This window comes from Sphingorhabdus sp., from assembly GCF_035329025.1.
In the GTDB taxonomy this organism is placed as follows: domain Bacteria; phylum Pseudomonadota; class Alphaproteobacteria; order Sphingomonadales; family Sphingomonadaceae; genus Sphingorhabdus_B.
This window is the reverse complement of sequence record NZ_DAOLHN010000010.1, coordinates 1-18114: the sequence shown is the minus strand read 5'-3', so window position 1 is coordinate 18114 and position 18114 is coordinate 1. Positions and strand designations below refer to the sequence as shown.

The 18114-nt window shown below is 58.1% G+C and carries 17 protein-coding genes; 3 read left to right on the top strand and 14 right to left on the bottom strand.

All coding sequences use genetic code 11. The annotated features are described in order from the left end of the window. Window positions 1-26: 26 nt before the first annotated feature. A complete protein-coding gene (locus PKC81_RS04145) occupies window positions 27-374 on the bottom strand; it encodes an arsenate reductase family protein (RefSeq protein ID WP_324333402.1) in 348 nt (115 codons plus the stop codon). Between the two features lie 139 nt (window positions 375-513). Between PKC81_RS04145 and PKC81_RS04140 the strand changes: the two genes are divergently transcribed. Beyond that, window positions 514-2619 carry a TonB-dependent siderophore receptor gene (locus PKC81_RS04140; RefSeq protein WP_324333400.1) on the top strand — a complete coding sequence of 702 codons (2106 nt, stop codon included), beginning with the start codon at window positions 514-516 and terminating at the stop codon, window positions 2617-2619. Window positions 2620-2753: 134 nt separating this feature from the next. Here PKC81_RS04140 and PKC81_RS04135 read toward each other — a convergent pair whose 3' ends face one another. From PKC81_RS04135 to PKC81_RS04100, 8 genes are all read right to left on the bottom strand, one after another. Next, window positions 2754-3314 carry a gamma carbonic anhydrase family protein gene (locus tag PKC81_RS04135; protein ID WP_324333399.1) on the bottom strand — a complete coding sequence of 187 codons (561 nt, stop codon included), beginning with the start codon at window positions 3312-3314 and terminating at the stop codon, window positions 2754-2756. Continuing rightward, window positions 3314-5557 carry a fused MFS/spermidine synthase gene (locus tag PKC81_RS04130; RefSeq protein WP_324333397.1) on the bottom strand — a complete coding sequence of 748 codons (2244 nt, stop codon included), beginning with the start codon at window positions 5555-5557 and terminating at the stop codon, window positions 3314-3316. The genes PKC81_RS04135 and PKC81_RS04130 overlap by 1 nt, the downstream gene beginning before the upstream one ends. Before the next feature lie 6 nt (window positions 5558-5563). Beyond that, the gene (locus PKC81_RS04125) at window positions 5564-6124 is read right to left on the bottom strand and encodes a GNAT family N-acetyltransferase (RefSeq protein WP_324333396.1); all 561 of its coding nucleotides are present in this window, start codon (window positions 6122-6124) and stop codon (window positions 5564-5566) included. Between the two features lie 57 nt (window positions 6125-6181). Then, on the bottom strand, window positions 6182-6631 hold the full coding sequence (locus PKC81_RS04120; RefSeq protein ID WP_324333394.1) for a DCC1-like thiol-disulfide oxidoreductase family protein: 450 nt from the start codon (window positions 6629-6631) through the stop codon (window positions 6182-6184). Further along, window positions 6624-7739 carry a saccharopine dehydrogenase NADP-binding domain-containing protein gene (locus PKC81_RS04115; RefSeq protein ID WP_324333392.1) on the bottom strand — a complete coding sequence of 372 codons (1116 nt, stop codon included), beginning with the start codon at window positions 7737-7739 and terminating at the stop codon, window positions 6624-6626. Before PKC81_RS04115 ends, PKC81_RS04120 begins: the two co-directional genes overlap by 8 nt. After that, window positions 7736-8203, bottom strand: a complete 468-nt coding sequence (locus PKC81_RS04110; protein WP_324333389.1) for a DUF2269 domain-containing protein — start codon at window positions 8201-8203, stop codon at window positions 7736-7738. The genes PKC81_RS04115 and PKC81_RS04110 overlap by 4 nt, the downstream gene beginning before the upstream one ends. Window positions 8204-8293: 90 nt before the next feature. Continuing rightward, window positions 8294-8851, bottom strand: coding sequence for a GNAT family N-acetyltransferase (locus tag PKC81_RS04105; protein WP_324333387.1), 558 nt, complete (start codon window positions 8849-8851; stop codon window positions 8294-8296). Between the two features lie 121 nt (window positions 8852-8972). Further along, window positions 8973-9866: a LysR family transcriptional regulator gene (locus PKC81_RS04100; protein ID WP_324333385.1), complete on the bottom strand. Its 894-nt coding sequence runs from the start codon at window positions 9864-9866 to the stop codon at window positions 8973-8975. 415 nt (window positions 9867-10281) lie between these two features. Here PKC81_RS04100 and PKC81_RS04095 point away from each other — a divergent pair, with 415 nt between their 5' ends. Both PKC81_RS04095 and PKC81_RS04090 read left to right on the top strand, forming a co-directional pair. Further along, window positions 10282-11055, top strand: coding sequence for a MipA/OmpV family protein (locus PKC81_RS04095; protein ID WP_324333383.1), 774 nt, complete (start codon window positions 10282-10284; stop codon window positions 11053-11055). 61 nt (window positions 11056-11116) lie between these two features. After that, a complete protein-coding gene (locus tag PKC81_RS04090; protein WP_324333381.1) occupies window positions 11117-11731 on the top strand; it encodes a DUF2306 domain-containing protein in 615 nt (204 codons plus the stop codon). Between the two features lie 19 nt (window positions 11732-11750). On the opposite strand, the gene hemB is transcribed toward PKC81_RS04090, so the two are convergent. The 5 genes from hemB to PKC81_RS04065 form a co-directional block, all read right to left on the bottom strand. Beyond that, window positions 11751-12749, bottom strand: a complete 999-nt coding sequence (gene hemB / locus PKC81_RS04085; protein WP_324333379.1) for a porphobilinogen synthase — start codon at window positions 12747-12749, stop codon at window positions 11751-11753. Window positions 12750-12788: 39 nt separating this feature from the next. Continuing rightward, on the bottom strand, window positions 12789-14366 hold the full coding sequence (locus PKC81_RS04080) for a M23 family metallopeptidase (RefSeq protein WP_324333377.1): 1578 nt from the start codon (window positions 14364-14366) through the stop codon (window positions 12789-12791). A gap of 179 nt (window positions 14367-14545) precedes the next feature. Further along, window positions 14546-15610 (bottom strand): PAN domain-containing protein, encoded by a 1065-nt coding sequence (locus PKC81_RS04075; protein ID WP_324333375.1) that lies wholly within the window; start codon window positions 15608-15610, stop codon window positions 14546-14548. A 22-nt stretch (window positions 15611-15632) separates the two neighbouring features. Next, window positions 15633-16667 carry a PAN domain-containing protein gene (locus PKC81_RS04070; RefSeq protein ID WP_324333373.1) on the bottom strand — a complete coding sequence of 345 codons (1035 nt, stop codon included), beginning with the start codon at window positions 16665-16667 and terminating at the stop codon, window positions 15633-15635. Between the two features lie 70 nt (window positions 16668-16737). Continuing rightward, window positions 16738-17892, bottom strand: a complete 1155-nt coding sequence (locus PKC81_RS04065; RefSeq protein ID WP_324333371.1) for a helix-turn-helix transcriptional regulator — start codon at window positions 17890-17892, stop codon at window positions 16738-16740. Window positions 17893-18114: the final 222 nt, after the last annotated feature.

Sequence of the window (18114 nt, the reverse complement as noted above, 5' to 3'; positions counted from 1 at the left end):
TGTCCTCCCTGCGCTGTCACTATGTTCTACAGTATTTCGTGCACTTTTTCCTGCGGCCGGCACAAGCGTACACCCTTGGCGGTTTCGACAAAGGGCCGTTCGACCAATATTCCTTCTTTCACCATTTCATCAAGGATACGATCGCCATCTGCGCCGTCGATCAGCCCCAATTCCTCGGCGGGCGATCCGCGGGTGCGCAACGCTTCGCGTGGGGTGAGGCCGGCATCGCGGAACAGCTGCACCAGCTTGGCTCGCTCAAAGGGTGTCTTGCGATATTCGATGACTGTCAGGTCTACACCCGGAGTTTCCTGAAGGATTGCCAGTGTCTTGCGGGAGGTTCCGCAGTCCGGATTGTGCCAAATGGTTGCTTTCATAAAGGCTCCTTTGCAGCTCTTCTATGACCTTTCGAAAAAAGTTCAACGTTGTGTCGCTTTTGTAATTGCACATGATAACAATTCGCAATAAGGCAGTGATTGGGGGTTGAGATTCATTCTCAACAAAGGGACATGTTGAATGAAAATTGGTGTTACGGGAATTTCGGCTCTGGCCATTTCGATGGCATTGGCGGTTCCGGCTGTTGCAGGTGAATATATAGAAGGTGGCGATCAGTGCGAGGATTGCCGGACGATCATCGTCACCGGCGCCAGCACCGGCTATGTCGCGCAGAATATCGTCACCGCGACCAAGACCGACACGCCAATTCTCGACGTTCCTCAGACCATCCATGTCGTCACCCGCGAACAGCTCGATGATCAGGCGCAATATAGCCTGAGTGAAGTGCTGCGCTATGTTCCCGGCACCACAGTGGGGCAGGGCGAAGGCAATCGCGACCAGATCACTTTGCGTGGGCAGAATACTTCAGCCGACTTCTTCCTCGATGGCGTGCGCGACGACGTGCAATATTATCGCGGGCTTTATAATGTCGAGCGGGTCGAGGTTCTCAAGGGGCCCTATGCGTTGATCTTCGGGCGCGGTGGTGGTGGTGGCATCATCAATCGTGTGCAGAAGACTCCGATTGCCGACGAAACTTTCGGTGCTGCCCGCGCGAGCCTCAACAGTTTCGGTGGTTGGGACCTGTCAGCAGACCTCAACGCTCCGTTGGGCGACAAGGCAGCGGTTCGCCTCAACGCCACCTATGAGAAAATGGAAAGTGACCGGCGATTCGTCGATGGCGAACGCTATGCCTGGAACCCCTATCTGGCGGTCGACCTCAGCGAGGACTGGAAACTCGGCCTGTCCTATGAATATGTGAATGATGACCGCGTTCCCGATCGCGGTGTGCCTTCGATTGCCACAGCTGCCGGTCAGCCCAACACCCCGGTTCGCGGTTATGACCGGCTTTTCTTCGGCGTACCCGGTGTAAACCGCACCACATTGGAAGCGCATATCGCAAAGCTGCGGCTTGACGGCCAGTTGGCGGACAATCTGAAATTCACCAGCACCTTGCTCTATGGCGATTATGACAAACTCTATGTCAATGTGTACGCCAACAGTGCCGTGACGGCGGCGAATACGGTTGCACTTGATGCCTATTCGGATCCGACAAAACGCGAAAACCTGATCGGGCAGGCCAACCTCATCTGGGATATCGAAACTGGTGCACTGGAGCATAAGCTGCTGTTCGGTGTCGAATATGGCGACCAGAAAACGCGCAATAGGCGTTTCAACCGCACCTTCAGCCCCGGCACGACCTTTAACCTGAATATTCCGGCCTATCCGACCGTCGCCTTCACCACGCCGTCGCGCGATACGGTGTCCGACGTCGAGTTCTTCTCCGCCTATGTGCAGGATCAGATCGGCATCGGCGAGCATTTCGATATCGTCGTCGGCCTTCGCTACGATCATTTCGAGATTGACGGCATCGATTTCATCCCCGCCATTGATCGGCCCTTTGCGCGGAGCGATGACAAAATCAGCCCGCGCTTTGGCCTGATCTGGAAACCGCAGGAAAATGTCTCGATCTACTCGAGCTTCAGCCGCTCCTTCCTGCCGCGCTCGGGCGATCAGTTCATCTCGCTGACGACGACGCAGGAAAATCTCGCGCCGGAAAAATTCACCAATTACGAACTCGGTGCAAAATGGGATATCCTGCCCAACCTGAATGTGACCGCGGCCTTGTTCCAGCTTGATCGCAGCAATGCGACCACGCCCGATCCCGCCAATCCGCTGACCAGCATCAATGTGGGCAAGACGCGCACCAAGGGACTCGAACTGGCCTTGACTGGCCGGGTACGGTCCGACTGGCAGGTGAGTGCGGGCTACACATATCAGGACGGTACCTTGCGGGGCAATGAAAGCGTCCGGCTCGCGCAGCTACCCAAGCACCAGTTCAGCCTGTGGAACCGCTATGATGTCAGCGATGCCTTGGGGATTGGCTTGGGTGTGATCCACCAATCCAGCCAGTTCGCTGCAATCCGCACCAGCGCCACGACGACCAAGCTCCCCAGCTTCACCCGCGTCGATGCCGCATTGTTCTATGATGTCAGCGAAAAGGTGCAGCTGCAGGCGAATGTCGAAAACCTGTTCGACACCAACTATTTTGCCGACGCGCACAATAACAATAACATCACCCCCGGCGCGCCGATCAATGGGCGGGTGACGGTGCGGGTGAAGTTTTGAACAAATGCAGCGATTGTAAATCCGTCATGCTGAACTTGTTTCAGCATCCATTTATCAGCTTCTACCGAAAGTCTGAGAGGCGAAATGGACTCTGAAACAAGTTCAGGGTGACGGTGAGTCGACTTGTTCCTTGTTCAATCCAGTTCCGCCACAGCCTTGGCGTGTGCCTTACCATTCTCGACATAATACGCGACGCCCATGCGCATGCCGATAAGGGCGGGTTCAGGCAGCTCGCGCACCAGCTTGGCAGGGCGGCCGACCCACAACTCCTTGGGACCGATGGTCTTGCCTTCGGGTAGCAGCGCGCCGGCACCGAGCATGCCGTCTTCCTCAACCGCACAACCATTCATGATAATCGCGCCAAGGCCGATAAAGCCGCGGTTCTTGATCGTGCAGCCATGCACCATCGCCATATGGCCGATCAGCACATCGTCGCCGATGATAGTCGGGCATTCGGGCTCGTTCGGCTTTGGGCCGTCGCAATGCACGACGCTGCCATCCTGAATGTTGGTGCGCGCGCCGATCACGATACGGCTGACATCGGCGCGCAGCACGCAATTGTACCAGATGCTCGCCTCCGGCCCGATGGTGACATCGCCGATGATCCGGCACCCGGGTGCGATGAAGGCGCTTTCGTGGATCTGCGGCGTTTTGCCGTGGATTGAAATGATCGAAACATCAGGGCGGTGGGTCATTACAGGATCTTCCAAAACGATAGATAGGGTAGAACCGAGGCATAATCGTCGGTCCAGCGATCATCGGCGCGCGGCGGTTTTAGCTTGATCCAGCGGTCCGGATAGAAATAGGCTGGTCGTTTATCATACACCATGCCGGTCAATCGGGCGAGTTTGCCTGCATCGGCGCTCATCGCAATCCATTGAGAGGGGCGCATGCCTTGATTGATGATGGCCTCCGGTGGGCTGTCATGGCGCAATGCGGCAAACCATTTTCCCGATGCAGCCTCAGCCGCAATCACAGGGTTGAGGTCAAAATGCCGGTTGGAGATATGCACCAGCAACAGCCCGTCGGGTTTGAGCGCACGGCGATAGACCTCGAACGCCTCTTTGGTCAGCAGGTGGAGCGGAATTGAGTCTGACGAGAAGGCATCGATTGCCAGCATGTCAAACGTGCCTGCCGGTTGCTCTGCCAGCGTCAGCCGCGCATCACCCAGATGCATTTTGGTATCGGGCGCGCATTTTTCCAGAAAACTGAAAATCTTCCGATCGCGTGCAATCTCGATCATCAGCGGGTCGATTTCAAAATAATGCAGCGTCTGCCCGGGCTTCTTATAGCAGGCGAGGGTGCCGGTACCGAGGCCGACAACACCCAGCCTAGCCCCCGCACCATATATTTCTTCAGCGCGTTGCCACGCCAGCCCGACACCCGAAGTTGCGCCATAATAGCTGACGGGAAGTGTCGGCTTATCCCGCAACTGCATGCCGTGCATCGTGGTGCCATGGCTCAGCCAGCGCACACTGGCATCCTTGCTCTGGTTGATTGTATAGGTTCCAAAATAGCTGCGCATCCGGGCACCACTATTGCTCAGTTCGACATTATCCCAACCGCCATTGGCGAGCATGGCTGCTGTCACTACCAGTGCAAACGCAATCCTGCGACCGGTCACGACCAGACCTGCGATCAGAATGATGGCGATCAGCGCGGTCTTCAACTGCCCTGTTTCGGTCGACAGGTTCATGCCGATATACAAGCCGATCCCGAGTGCCACGAGCGCGATTGCCATCGTCGCGATTGTCCAGCCACTTTTCCCGAACGTCTCCTCCTCGCCCAGCGAGAACAGGCGCAATTGCGGCAACAGCAATGCGGCGGCGATCAGCAGGATGGGATGTTCCCACGTCCAGTTGAACAGCAAGGGTGCCACAATCGCGCAGAAAAAGCCGCCAATCACCCCGCCAATCGACATCATCAGATAGAATTCGGTAAGCCGCGACGCGTCGGGCCGGGTACGGTACATTTCGGCATGTAGTGCAACGGCAAGCACGAACAACAGGCTGACGCTGACGATCAGCCCGTTATAGGCGGCCTTGCCCCAGATCATGAACACCGATGCGCCGCCCACCACCAATATGGCTGGCGCTATGCGGCTGAATATGTCGGCGGGCAGGCGATAATCGGCAAAGGCGACCGAGAAGCTCAGCAGATACAGCCCCAGCGGGATCACCCAGATCAGCGGCATCGCCATCAGATCGGTGGTCAGGTGCGAAGTGGTCGACAGCATCAATCCAGACGGCACCGCCGCCAGTGCGATCCAGTAAAGTCGTTGCCGCCAGCTGATCGGCGGAGCGCTGACGGGTGCGGCTGCCTCGCTCGTGATGTTTCTGCCCGACCAGATCGCCCGCGCGCAAACGGCCACCAGCAGGAACAGAACGGCATAAAGCCCGCTCCACATCCATGTTTGTGCCCTGATCGGCAGGGTGGGCTCGACCAGCAACGGATAGGCGATAAGCCCGCCAAAACTGCCCAGATTGGAGGCTGCGTAGAGCGCATAGGGTTCGCCGCTATTCCCGGCCAGGCCGAACCAGCGCTGCATCAGCGGCGCCTGCGCCGCAACCGCAAAGAACAATGGCCCGATTGATGCGAGCAGCAGCCAAGGCACCCAGAATATCGGTGAACCGTCGACGGGGATGGCAAACCTTGCCAGGCTGATGGGAAGCCACAAGGCTGCCGCAATCAGTACCGCCAGATGCACCCCGGCTTGCCGCTTCGGTGCTTCGCGCGATAACCGGTGGGCGTAGGCATAGCCGGCAAGCAGCAGCGCCTGGTAAACCAGCATCGCACTGTTCCAAACCGCCGGCGCGCCGCCCAGCCGGGGCAGAGCCATGCGGGCGACCATCGGTTGGACAAGGAAGAGCAGGAAGCTGCCGGTGAAAATGGTGAGGACGAACAAGGCCCGTCCGCGCATCCCGCTTGCTTCGCTCATTCTACCCTATCCCCTTTGGTCCCAATCCTTGCGACCAATGCGATAAGTTACATGCCTTAGCAATGGGCTATCGGCGGGCACCTGCGGATGGTCGAAATCGAGAGCGGGATCATAGGTCATCCCGATCCGCTCCATCACCGCGCGGCTGCGCTGGTTGTCGGTGTTGGTGATCGCCCAGACGGCATCGTCGGGCAGATTGTCAAACGCCCATTGCACCGATGCGAGTGCCGCTTCGGTGACAAAGCCCTTGCCCCAGGCAAAAGGCGTCATCCGCCAGCCAGCTTCGGGCTTGCCGTCGATAGAGGTGCCCGGCCGCCCGCGGATGATCCCGCACCAGCCAATCAAGCGGCGGTCTTCCTTGCGCTCCATCGCCCAGAAACAATGGCCCTCATCCTCCTGCATCCGGTACATCCGCGCCACCAGCGCCGCGACCTCATCTCGGCTCATCAGCGGGCCAAGCGTTTCCATGACGACGGGGTCGGAACAGATGGTATGGAACGGATCAATATCTTCTTCACGCCACTGGCGCAGGATCAGGCGAGGGGTTTCGAGGCGGAATGCGGGCATAGCGTTCGAGTAGTAGGTTTTTGGTCAAAGGGCTATGTACTTGTCGCAAGTCACATATCAAATCAGCCGCTGCCGTTCCTCGTTACTCAACAGGGCGCAAAATTCGGTTTTGCCGAACCAGCGATAGCGATTGCGGGCTATATGGCCGTACATCCAATCGCGGAAGCCGGAAGGGATGAGGCTGGCAAGACGCAGCAGATGCCAAGGTCCGCCCAATATCTGGCACAATTTGAGGTAACCCGTCGACGCGGTATAGACGCGACCGTCCGCTATCAGCAGGTAGGACTCGTCCAGCTCCATCCCGAAATGGCGGTATAAGCCTTGTCCCAATTCCCCCTGCGCTGATGTCAGATTGACGCGTCGCTTGCGATCAAATCGCATCAGCCAGGCGGCGCCAGTCGAGCATAGAACGCATACGCCATCGAATACGAACAGTGCCTTGTTGTCATCGAAGGCCGGAATCTCGGGATCGTCCCGATAGGCGTAAGGAGTTTTAGGTTCAGCCATGTACAGGGTCCGCGATAACCGAGATATCAAGGCCTTTCAGCGCGGCGAGATATTCCTCTAGGCCAATCAGATCGAGGCACGGTGTCGCTCCGAAGCGATCTACTTCCCCCCTCGCCAGTTTTCGGGCCAGCAATATGGCGGGTGTGCAGGGAATGAAGGGTCCATGCCCCGACCGGGCGATCAGGAAAAAGCGCACCGTCTTTTGCCCGCCTGATTTGCTCTGGCCCGACAGATACATGTGAAAGCCGCTCCGGCTCGTGCCCATCCAGTCGAAGAGGAAGGCGACGTGCAACAGCCGCTCAGCATGCGGTGCGAGTGATCGGACCAGACCTAGCCGTACCGCCCAGCCGAGCAGCCATGTGCCGAAATGGAGGATCGCCAGTTCGTGCCCGGCTGCGAAACGCAGGTTTTGCAGTTGTGGATAGCGCGAAGGGAAGAGAGCAAGGTCGGGAATGTCGCAATTGCCAAACCAGCGACGGCCAAGCTCTGGATAGCGTTCGCCATGTGTATCCTGCCAGCCGAAAACACTGATTGGCTCTCCATCGCGTGTCGTTTCGAACGGCTTTCCAACATAGCTCAAAATGGCTGAAGTAGTGGCGAGACCGCGATTGGTCTGTTGCGCGGCGCTGATCCCGTAATCAATGCTGTCGAGGCGTTCGAAACCGGGCAGATGATGATCGATAACCGCCGCAGTCAGGCATGGGACCGAGCTTGCGCCGCTTACAACCAGCACGCTTTTCGCTTTTGCTGCGGCATCGAGTGAGCCGATTTGTGCGACAAAATCGCGTGCGTCTGCAAGGTCGAGATAATGGCAACCCTGCGCGATGCAGGCGCGGGCTACGCGATAGTCCTGTGTCTGGAACGGGCCGGTTGTGTGGACCACAATATCTGGCGCAATGGCTTCGAGTGCGGCGCCAACATCGGCATCAATATCGATGCGATGCGCCTCTGCCGGGTTGGCTGTTTCCAGACTGGCAATGAACCTTTCGGCCTTTTCGACCGAGCGCCCGCCAATCAATAGGCGGATGGCCGGATCGCTGGCCAGCGAACGCGCAATATAGCTGCCGAAATTGCCATAGCCGCCAATGATGAGAAGGCGTTTCATCATGTCGGCTTCATCACCATCAGGCCGAATATGACCACCAGCCCGCCAAAGGCCGGCCAGCCGAGCAAGAACCACCAGCGGAATAGTCGGTTAAAGGCGCGCTCATCAAAGGCGCGATCGATTGCTTGCCGGTCAAGCATGCGTTTCATAGCGATCTGTAGGTAAACGACAGGAAGCCAGCACAAACCGGCGAGGATGTAGAGTGCATAGGTCCCTACCAGCCAGTAATCGGTCCAAGTGAAGCCACCCTGCCAGATCAGCCATGCGCCTGTCAGCGGCTGTAGGATCACGGCGGGCAAGGTGAAGGTAAAATCTGCGATTACGGTGAAGCGCGCGGCATAGCGACGTTCGTCGATGTTCTTGGAACGCAGACCCATCAGCATGAAGAAAGCGATGCCAATCCCAGTACCAAACAGGATTGTGGCACTGATGATGTGGATCACTTTGACGATCGAATATAGGTCCACGCTACCCTCTGTTTACAGCTTTAGAACAGGAAGTTGTCGCAATTCCAATCGCAAATCGGGCCGTTGCAATAGTGCGATTTGCAACGGGGCTTATGGTCGCCAATCTTCGCGCTTCAGGCGATAGATGATGGTGGGGTTTTCTTCGGGCGGATATTCGGGATCGACATAGTCAAGTTCGCGCATCCGCTCCATGCCGAGCCTTTCCATCATCTGCCAGGATGCAACATTGGCGTCGCTTGTCTGGGCATAAAGCAGGTCGATATTGTGACGGGTGAAGGCGAGTTCGATTACTGCGCGCGTGGCCTCCAGTGCATAGCCTTTGCGCCAATAGCCCTCGGCGATGCTCCAGCCGACTTGCAGCGCGCCATTCAAAACCGGACCCGCCGCCGCGACTTCAATCGGCCCGATGCCGCACTGGCCGATCAGCAGGCCCTCGTCCTTGGTCTGCACATGCCAGAAACCATAGCCATCCTTGGCTATGCCCGCCGCCTTGCGCGCAAAGCCGGCCTCGACCTGATGCCGTTCCTGCACACCGCCCAGATGTTTGCGCACGGCGGCTGTATTCATCACCTCCATCCAGCGGTCGAGATCGCCAGGGGCTTCGGTGCGGAGGATGAGGCGGGTGGTTTCGGCAACTATCTCGGTCATGGTGTTTGTCAGGCGCTGGGGTCAAAATTATGGCACGCGGGGACGCGAGGCCGAAGAACGCGAACAGATCGCGTTGCGGCACCCATTTGTCCAGCCTAAACTGGTCGAGAGCACAAACGCCTTAGGGTTTTCGCGACAGCTCTGCGGCCAGAAAATCGAAAACGGTTCGCACACGCTTGCTCTTGTTCAATTCACGGTGCGTTACCAGCCACATCGGAACGATAATCGGTTCCATATCCGGAAGGATGCGGCGAACCAGTGGCTCAGCGTCTCCGATATCCTTTGTTATGCCCCCAATACCAACGCCTTGTTTTACCAACTGCCACTGCGCGATATGGCTGTTGCAAACGACCGGGAAATTTTTCTCGGTCAGAGTAAGACCCATCATATCGAGCATTTGGACCAACGGCCTATTGTCCGAAAATGCCAGAAAATCGGCATTGGTCAGATCGGCAAGCGTTTGGGGATTCCCGATCTTTGCCAGATATTCAGGTGTCGCGTAAAAATGGGCTTCATCGTCTCTAATCTTTTTGGCGATCAGGTCCGGCTGCGACGACGCAACATGCCTGATCGCAATGTCGGCTTCACGGCGCAACAGGTCTGACGTGGTATCGGAGGCTGCAATTTCTACGGTAATGCCCGGATATGCCTGGCGCAGTTTCGCGATGATCGGCGGCAGCACATAGGCGCTATAGGCTTTACTGGCGGCGATGCAGATCGACCCTTCAATCGATTGTGACTGACCCGATGCAGCACGAGACACGCGCGATGCGGCCTCGCCCATTCCGCGGACATGCTCGAGTAATTCGAGCCCGCTCGGGGTTAAAACCAGCCCCCTGCCGACACGCTCAAACAGCACCAGACTGAGTTCTTCTTCCAGCGCATCTACTTGGCGGCTGAGCGTAGGTTGCGTCATTCCCAAAGCGCGGGCAGCAGCTGAAAGCGAGCCTTCCTCTGCCGTTACGAGAAACGCACGCGCCCTGTTCCAATCAAATTTTACCGACCGCCAATCCATACATTTATGCATATATGAAATAGCAATTACCGCAATTGTTAATCGCAAATCGCATAGCTAATTCTCTGATCGAGCCATACGAACACACCCCAAAAAAACCAAGGAATTATAACCATTGTAAGCCCTTAGGTCGCAACCCTGGCTCATACGCCAATTCTCTCCCGCTTATTTTGGACATCCAAAAGTGCGGGCAGGAAGTTGGTAGTGGTCGTCGGCGAAGGTCCTGTTCCCCAAAGCGGGATATGGTCTTTACCGATCCGGGCGAGGATCGAATTTTGCAATCTACCCCCCAGTGACTCTGTGCGCAAAATTCGGTCCTCCCCGGGAACCCTACACATCAACAAATTGACCAACCGAAACCAGGCCCGCGGCCTGCCCGTTTTGTTGCCCAACGCATTTTCAGGAAACAAATTTTATGACCCATAAACCTGCCAAATCGCTTGTGACGGCAATGGCCTTCATTCTCCCGATGGCGCCGTTGCAGGCACAGGAACAGGATGGCGATCAGAGCGAAAACCACATCGCCGTAGGCGTCGGTTTCCTCGACCAATATGCTCCATTCAATTCGGCCAAATCGCAGGCCAATCTCCTTCCCATCATATCGATAAAGCAGGGTGCCTATTATTTTGAGGTCGCCGAGACAGGCTTTCAGTTCGAAAAGGAGACGGGCAGCATAAAGCCATCGGTGAACCTTTTTGTTTCGGCACGCAGTCCGAGCGGACGGGATCGTCAGAAACTGTCATTCGATGCCGGCGCGCGTTTCTCGCTTGAAAGCAAATTGGGTATCGTCAGTGCCGAAGTCCGCCACGATGTCACCGACAAGTTCAACGGATCGGAGGTCATTGCCCGGTACAGCTACCCGATTGCGACTGGCCGCTTCCTGATCACGCCGTCTGTGCAGGCGAGCTGGTTGGATGAGAAGGCCGCGAATTATATGTACGGCGTAACGACCGTGCAGCGCGCTCGCATGATCAGAAAAGGGCGGCGGACAATTCTGCCTGTTAGCGCAATCCTCGACGACGCCCTGAATCTTGGCGGCGATATCTCAATAGCGGTGCAACTCAATGATCGGCTGACGTTGATTGCTATGGCCGGGGCAACCGCGCTGGACAAATCCATCCATAGAAGTCGGGCAATCGAACAGAAATGGGAGGCGCAAAGCCTGTTGGGCCTGACATACAGATTCTGAGGACATTTGCTGCGCGCCGTGTTTGCGAAGGCGCAAGACATTGTAAACAAGGAGTATTGAAATGGCTCGCCGTTTCAACAGGCCCGCTTCGATATTCGCCCTGTTATATTTTGCGACCCTGCTGGGAACGGTTTTGGGGCTGGTGCAAGTTGTGCAGATCCCGCTGGGTGCCCTACCCGAGGACAGCCAGCGCCTGAGTGCGACCCCCATCTGGCATTTCATCCATGTACTGGGCGGCTCCGCATTCGGGCTTCTTGGGCCCATCCAGTTCAGCCGGGTGTTGATGGGCAAATATGGATTGCTGCACCGGGTTATCGGTCGGGTTTTTGTGGTTTCGGGGGCCATGATCTCTTTGAGCTCGCTGGGTCTGCTGTGGCATTTTCCCGACACATATTCGGTGGCTGTCAACATTGGGCGGTTATTGTTCGGGCTTGCCTTGGGCGTGGCGCTGACAATGGCGATGCTGGCAATCCGCAGGCGGGATTTTGCGCGGCACCGCAATTGGATGATCCGTGCCTATGCCGTCGGCATCGGGACCACCATCATCTCAATGATATTCTTCCCCATTTACGCGATCACGGGGGAGCCGCCCAAAGGGCTTGTCGCCGATATCCTGTTTTTGGGATCCTGGCTGGGTTGCATATTGTTTGCGGAAGGTCTGGTACGCCGGATCTGACCGTATAGGATGTACCGGCTTATCCGTTCAGCAACCGCGCCGCATGCGCCGCGTGGTAGGTCAGCACGCCAGAGCAACCTGCGCGCTTGAAGGCCGTCAGGGTTTCGAGGACAAGGGCATCGCGGTCGCCTGCTCCAGCGGCTGCGGCGGCCTCGATCATCGCATATTCGCCGGAGACCTGATACGCAAATACAGGCACTTCAAAGCTATCTTTCACACGACGGATGATATCGAGATAGGGCAGGCCCGGTTTCACCATCACGCTGTCCGCACCTTCTGCGATATCCATCGCGACCTCGCGCAGGGCCTCGTCGCTGTTCGCCGGATCCATCTGATAGCTTTTTTTGTCGCCCTTCAGCAGCCCGCGCGAGCCCACCGCATCGCGGAAGGGGCCGTAAAAGGCGCTGGCATATTTGGCGGCATAGCTCATGATCTGGACATTGACATGCCCGTCCATTTCGAGCGCCCGGCGGATCGAGCCGATGCGGCCGTCCATCATGTCGCTGGGCGCGATGATATCCGCCCCCGCACGCGCTTGGTTGACCGCCTGATCGACCAGCACGCCGACGGTATCATCGTTGAGGACATAGCCGGCCTCGTCAATCAGCCCGTCCTGCCCATGGCTGGTATAGGGGTCGAGCGCGACATCCGTCAGCACGCCAATGGCATCGCCATGCGTCTGCTTGATCGCGCGAATGGCGCGGCACATCAGATTGTCGGGATTGAGCGCTTCCGCACCGTCGTCACTGCGCCGGTCCGCCTGCGTGTTGGGGAAGAGCGCGATGCACGGAATGCCGAGGTCGATCGCTTCCTTTGTCCGAACCACGATCTGGTCCACCGACCAGCGCGACACGCCGGGCAGCGAGCTTATGGGTTCCTCCACCGCTTCACCCTCGGTAATGAACAGCGGCCAGATCAGGTCTGCGGGTGTCAGCACCGTCTCGCGCACCATCGCGCGGCTCCAGGGTGTGGCACGGCTGCGGCGCAGGCGGTTATTGGGATAGCTTGGATTGCTCATCGCCGCTGCTTAGCCGACGATGCCGTCCGGCTCAACGGATTAACCGGTAGTACGGCTCGGTCCGATTTTCGCTGCGGAAATCCTGTCGATTTCGCGCTCGGGCGTATCGTTGCGGCGCGATGCGGCGGGCAGGGGGGCGAGCGCGGCGCCTGGCTTTACCGCCTTCAATCGCGCCAGTTCGCCCTTGAAGCGCGAGAGATCGCCGCCCGAAAGCTGGGCGCGCTGGGTAAAGGTGATCGACATCGGGTTGACCGGGCGACCGTCGCGATAGAGTTCGTAATGGAGGTGCGGGCCGGTCGACAGGCCGGTCGAGCCGACATAGCCGATAATCTGCCCTTGGCGGACACGCTGCCCCGGAGAAGCGGCGATGCGGCTCATATGCGCATAGCCGGTGGCAATGCCGCCACCATGGTTGATTTGCACGAAATTGCCATAGCCACCCTTGCGCCCGGCATAAGCGACGACGCCATTGGTCGCGGCAAAAATGGGCGCGCCATAGCCGGCCTTGAAATCGAGCCCGCTGTGCATGCGCTTATAGCCGAGGATGGGGTGGCGGCGCATGCCAAAGCCCGAGCTGACCCCGCCATTGACCGGGCGGCTCAACTGTCCGCGCGATTCGCCCACACCAGAGGCTTCGAACCACTGGCTGCTGTCGCCATTATTCCATTTGAGCATCTGGATCCGCGGTTTGCCACCGCGATCGATACCGGCAAAGAGAAGGTCACCGACTAGCACTTCGCCGGTCGCGGCACGCTTGTAATCGACGACCAGGTCGAACTCGTCATCTGCGGCAATGCTGCTAAGCGAAGCGCGGCTGGCGATGACTTTGAGGAAATTTTGAACTGCCTCTGCCGGCGCGCCAGCAGCGCGGGCCGAGCGGTAGAGGCTTTGCCCGACAACGCCGCGAATGCGCAAAGGCGTGGTGTCGACCACGATCGGCTGGCGGTTAAGCGACAACGCGCCATCCTCCGTCCGGTAAACGGCGAGTTTCAGATCAAAGCGTGCGCGGAAATCCAGCTTTTCGAGCGGGCGCGCACTGTTTTTCGAGGTGCGTCGTCCAAGGACGATCTCAACCGGTGTTCCCGGTTCGATGTCGGTGAGGCGGGTTGCGCCGCTGACCAGACCAAGAACGCGATCGACATCGCCGCCGCCGACGCCGGCGCGCTGCAACACGCGGGCGAAACTGTCGCCGCGGCCGAGTGTGGCAGTGAGTTCGATGCGCGGACGTTCAGGGCTGGCGGCCAGCGCGCGGACGCTGTCATTGGCGGCCATCCGCCTGCCGGTATCGCTGCCATAAGCGATCGGCATGATCATCTGCGCCCGTGCTTCTTCAAGTTGTGAGCCCGAGGGCATAGGGGCTTGCGCCCCATAGACCGGGCCGAATTCGGGAACCAGCGACAGTGCGCCTACGGTCAATATTGTCAGGGTTCCAAGGCCACGAAACCAGCGCAGCGACCCGATATCGTCCCCCAGATCGGGAACCCAATCTATGCTCGCGAGTTTCTCGCGCCAATCGGGCAGGGGCAGGCTGCGCAAGGGTTGAACCATTGCGTCGGCAATTATCACCTCACCGCCGTTGCCGACAGCGGCAAAACCAGTTTCTTTCTTGCCGAACACTAAGACCCTTATACCCCCGTTAAGCTCCGGTCGGGCTTTCTTGCCGAACGGTTAGTAACGAGACAGGGTTAAAGTCAAATTAAGAACATAGGCAAGCGCGTTTACCTGCGGTGAAGGGTGTAAATTGAGCGGTCTAAACGACTCTGACCCATTTTCTGCCGCTCGCGCCACATTGCCAATCAGCGCACTATGCCGCTGACGGTGCGATAGAAGTTGCGTGCGCCCCAGTTGATCGGGCTGCCGACGGTCGATTTCAGATAGCATTTGGGCGGTCCGGCAACGCTTTGGCCGGGTCGCGTGAAGCCGTCACCGGTCCAGGTCCAGCCCTTGCACGTCGCGGTTTCGAGGCAGCGGTGCGAACAATAGGTGCCATCATCGTTGATCGTTTCAAACTCGGCATAATTGCCGCCGGGCAACTCGATGCCGCGCGCCTTGACGAAGCGGCGGTGGCCATCTGGCCCCCAATCCCAGCCATATTTCAGCAGATGTGCTTTCTCGTCATTTTGAGCGAGCGGGCGCACCCAATCGAGCTGGAACTGCTGGCCCGGCCCGGCGTGGCACGTCCAGCGGATAATATCGGCATCCGTCACCACATTACCGCCGCGAATGTCCCAGCAATTTTCAAAGTCCATCGTCTGGATGGTGGTGTAGGCGCCATCGGAACGGTTGACGATTTTGAAATGGCGTTGCTGCTGATGGATTTTCAGCTGATCGTCGCCCTGCCGTTCCAGCCCTTCGGAACTGCAAATCCACATATCAATGCGCGGCGGCCCAAAGAGCACACCTTCTGCCACTTGGGTGCAGCTGTAAAACTGGTTGTTGCGATAATCGAGTGCGGCTGGCCGGATCGAATTTCCCCATTGGCCGGGCAATATGGCGAAATGCTGATAGCTGATCGCCGCATTGCACGGGCGCATGCGCAGGAAGGATTCTTCCATCGACATGGTCGGCGTCACCACCTGTTCGACGCACAGGTCGCTATTCTTCGCCCGGATCATGTACACCCCCGGGCGCGTGCGGTCATAGACGCCGCCGAAAAGCTCCTTGCGCTGCTCATTCGTAATCGGCTCGCCACCGGTTTCTGCAGCGGTCGCCGAAGCGGTTGTGATAACCTGATCGGTTGGCGGCGGGATATAGGGGATCAGCTGACCCTGCTGTGTAGTGATCACCTGGTCCTGCAAGGCAAGGGCAGGGACGCCGATCAGGGTAATGGCCACAAGGCCGAGACCATAAGGTTTTTTCATCCTTGGATCCTTCCAGAAATTATTAGCGCGGACGGATAATCCCGCTTCGGACAAGATATCGGTAATTGGCCCCTCTAAAGAGCGGCGTTCCCGCGTTTGATTTCAGGTGACACATCGGCACGCGCTTGCCCTGCGCGCCCAAATAGGCCTCGTAATCGGGGCTGGTCCACATATAGGCCTTGCATTCCGGGCTCTCGAGGCAGCGGCGCATGCAATAACTGCCTGTGTCATTGCTTGTTTCGAACGCGGCGTAATCGATACCGCCCAAGGAAATGCCTTCGGCCTGGAACGGACGGCGATAGCCATCGGAATGCCACCACCATTTGGAATATTGGATACGGTCCCAGTGCAGTATGTCTCGTTCGAGCTGACGGATCTCGACGATATCGAAAAACTGTTCCGCGCCTTCTTCGCACGGCCATAAAATGACGTCTGTGCCCTCGCTGTTTCCGGCTCCGCGCATCGCCCAGCAGAAAGGCTTATAGTGCATTTCGGCTCTTAGCTCGCTGTTGATTTCCTTGATTTCCTTGTGATGGAAAATCCGGAAAGCCGATCGGGTGGGATGCCATGCGATTTCGATATGATCGCGCTCGTCGTCATTTGTGCATGGAAGAAGGTCCACACGCGAAGGTCCGAAAACCACGCCTCTTGCCGCTTTGGCGCATTCAACCAGATTGGTCCCTTCCAGCCTTCCAGCCGAATGGATGGTCGCATATTGGTTGGCATCGAACTGGACGATGGCAAACAACTGGCGCTGGTCGCTGGGGTTGCATGTCGCCAGCTTCAGATGCGGACGTTCCAAAAGACCACCGGGGGCCTGGCTCAGGCACATCTGGGCATTTGTCGGACGGATAAGATAATAAGCTGGCCGTAGCGAGCCGATGCCCACTTCAATCATTTGTTCCAGCGACAATGGGTGGCCTTCCGGTGGTGCCGGAAGCGGCTTTTGCCATTCGGGCAAGGTCTTTATCTGCGCCGTGGCGCTGTCAAGCGGAACACCTGTTCCCAAGGCCAGAAAGGCCAGTACCAACGCAAATATGCTTTTGTGAAATCCCATGCCATTCTCCCATCCGGGAAAATGGAAGCATGCTCAGCGATTTCGTGCGCTACCCATTCGGGTAGTTTCATCAGTGGGCAGTCAAAAAGCGGTCGATCGGGCTTTGCCAATTGAGCGGTGCTTCGCGCAGCAGCGCCGCCAATTCGGCCTGTCTTCCGACCCCGGTTTTGCCGAACACGCCCTTCATCAGGAAACGCGCGGCGTTGACCGAAACACCGCGGTCTCGGGCATATTCTTCCATCGTCTTGCCGTCCGCGACATAGGCGGCGATCTTCGCTTCCGACGGTGTCAGGTCGAACCAGTCGCGCAAACGGGTGATGATTTCGTCTGAAACATCCCGCCTGCCGCCACCGACCAGCAAAATCGTCGCTCCGCCATTGGCGACTGCAAATCCTGCGCCGACCTTTGGATCGACCCGCATGGCGACCAGGAAAACGGTTGTGCCATTGTCATTGATCGGGATGTTTTCGGTGCGCGCCTCGCCTTCGCCGCGTGCGAGCCGCGCCAGCCGTTCCTGCGCTTCGCGGTCGGCAAAGCGCACCTTGACGTTGGTGGTCACGAGCCCCTCGGTCTTTTCGATCCAGCGCTGCGCCGTCGCATTGGCATGCAGCAGTTCCAGATCCGGCCCCAATGACATGACAATCGAGGGTGAGGCATCCAGCGCAGCCTCTGCATTGGCGGCGCGCAGATCGGCCTCTCCGATACGGCGGCTGATCCGGCTGGCGCGCTGGATATGCGGGACAAGGCGGGTCACGGCTTCGCGCAGCCCGCTGGTGTCGCGTTGATCCGGCCCCGGCATGCAAAGGCCCAGATGATCCTGCCCGTGCCGGTCGAGCGAAGCGATGATCGACACTTCGATATCCCAGTTGGACAGGAAGCTTTTGTAGAATTCATCCTGCTTGAACCTGTCACGCGCAACGATTTCGTCGCTGTGCACAACCTGACCAACGGGAATGGCATGGCCCGCCATGCTCCAAGCCTGTCGTCCGGCAAACATTGTGATATATCCGGCGCGGGCAAAGTCGTTCACCCCTGCCGCCCCGATGAAACGGCCTGTGGCGGGCTGTAGCCTTTCCCACACCAACATCGCCACATCCCAGCGCGGCGGGCTGAAATGGCTAATGAGCGAGGTGAGCGCGACATCCCAGTGCGCAGGGGAGAGCGCTGCTTCATAAATGTCTGAAATTACCGCGTCATAGGCCGCGATCAGTTTCCGGCTCTCCATAACTTAAGGTCTAGCACCGCCCTACCCATTTGAATAGCGCCAAGTTGCGCAAATGCCGACACAAGGGCGCTCGAATCGGGGTGGCTCCGCGCTGCCCGACAGGAGGAAAACATATGCGCACCGTCGTTCACCAGTTCATTGTTGCAGCTTCCGCGATGGCGCTTGTCGCCTGCGGCGGGGGCGGGGAGGATCAGGCCGCCAATGCGACCCAGGCGGACGATT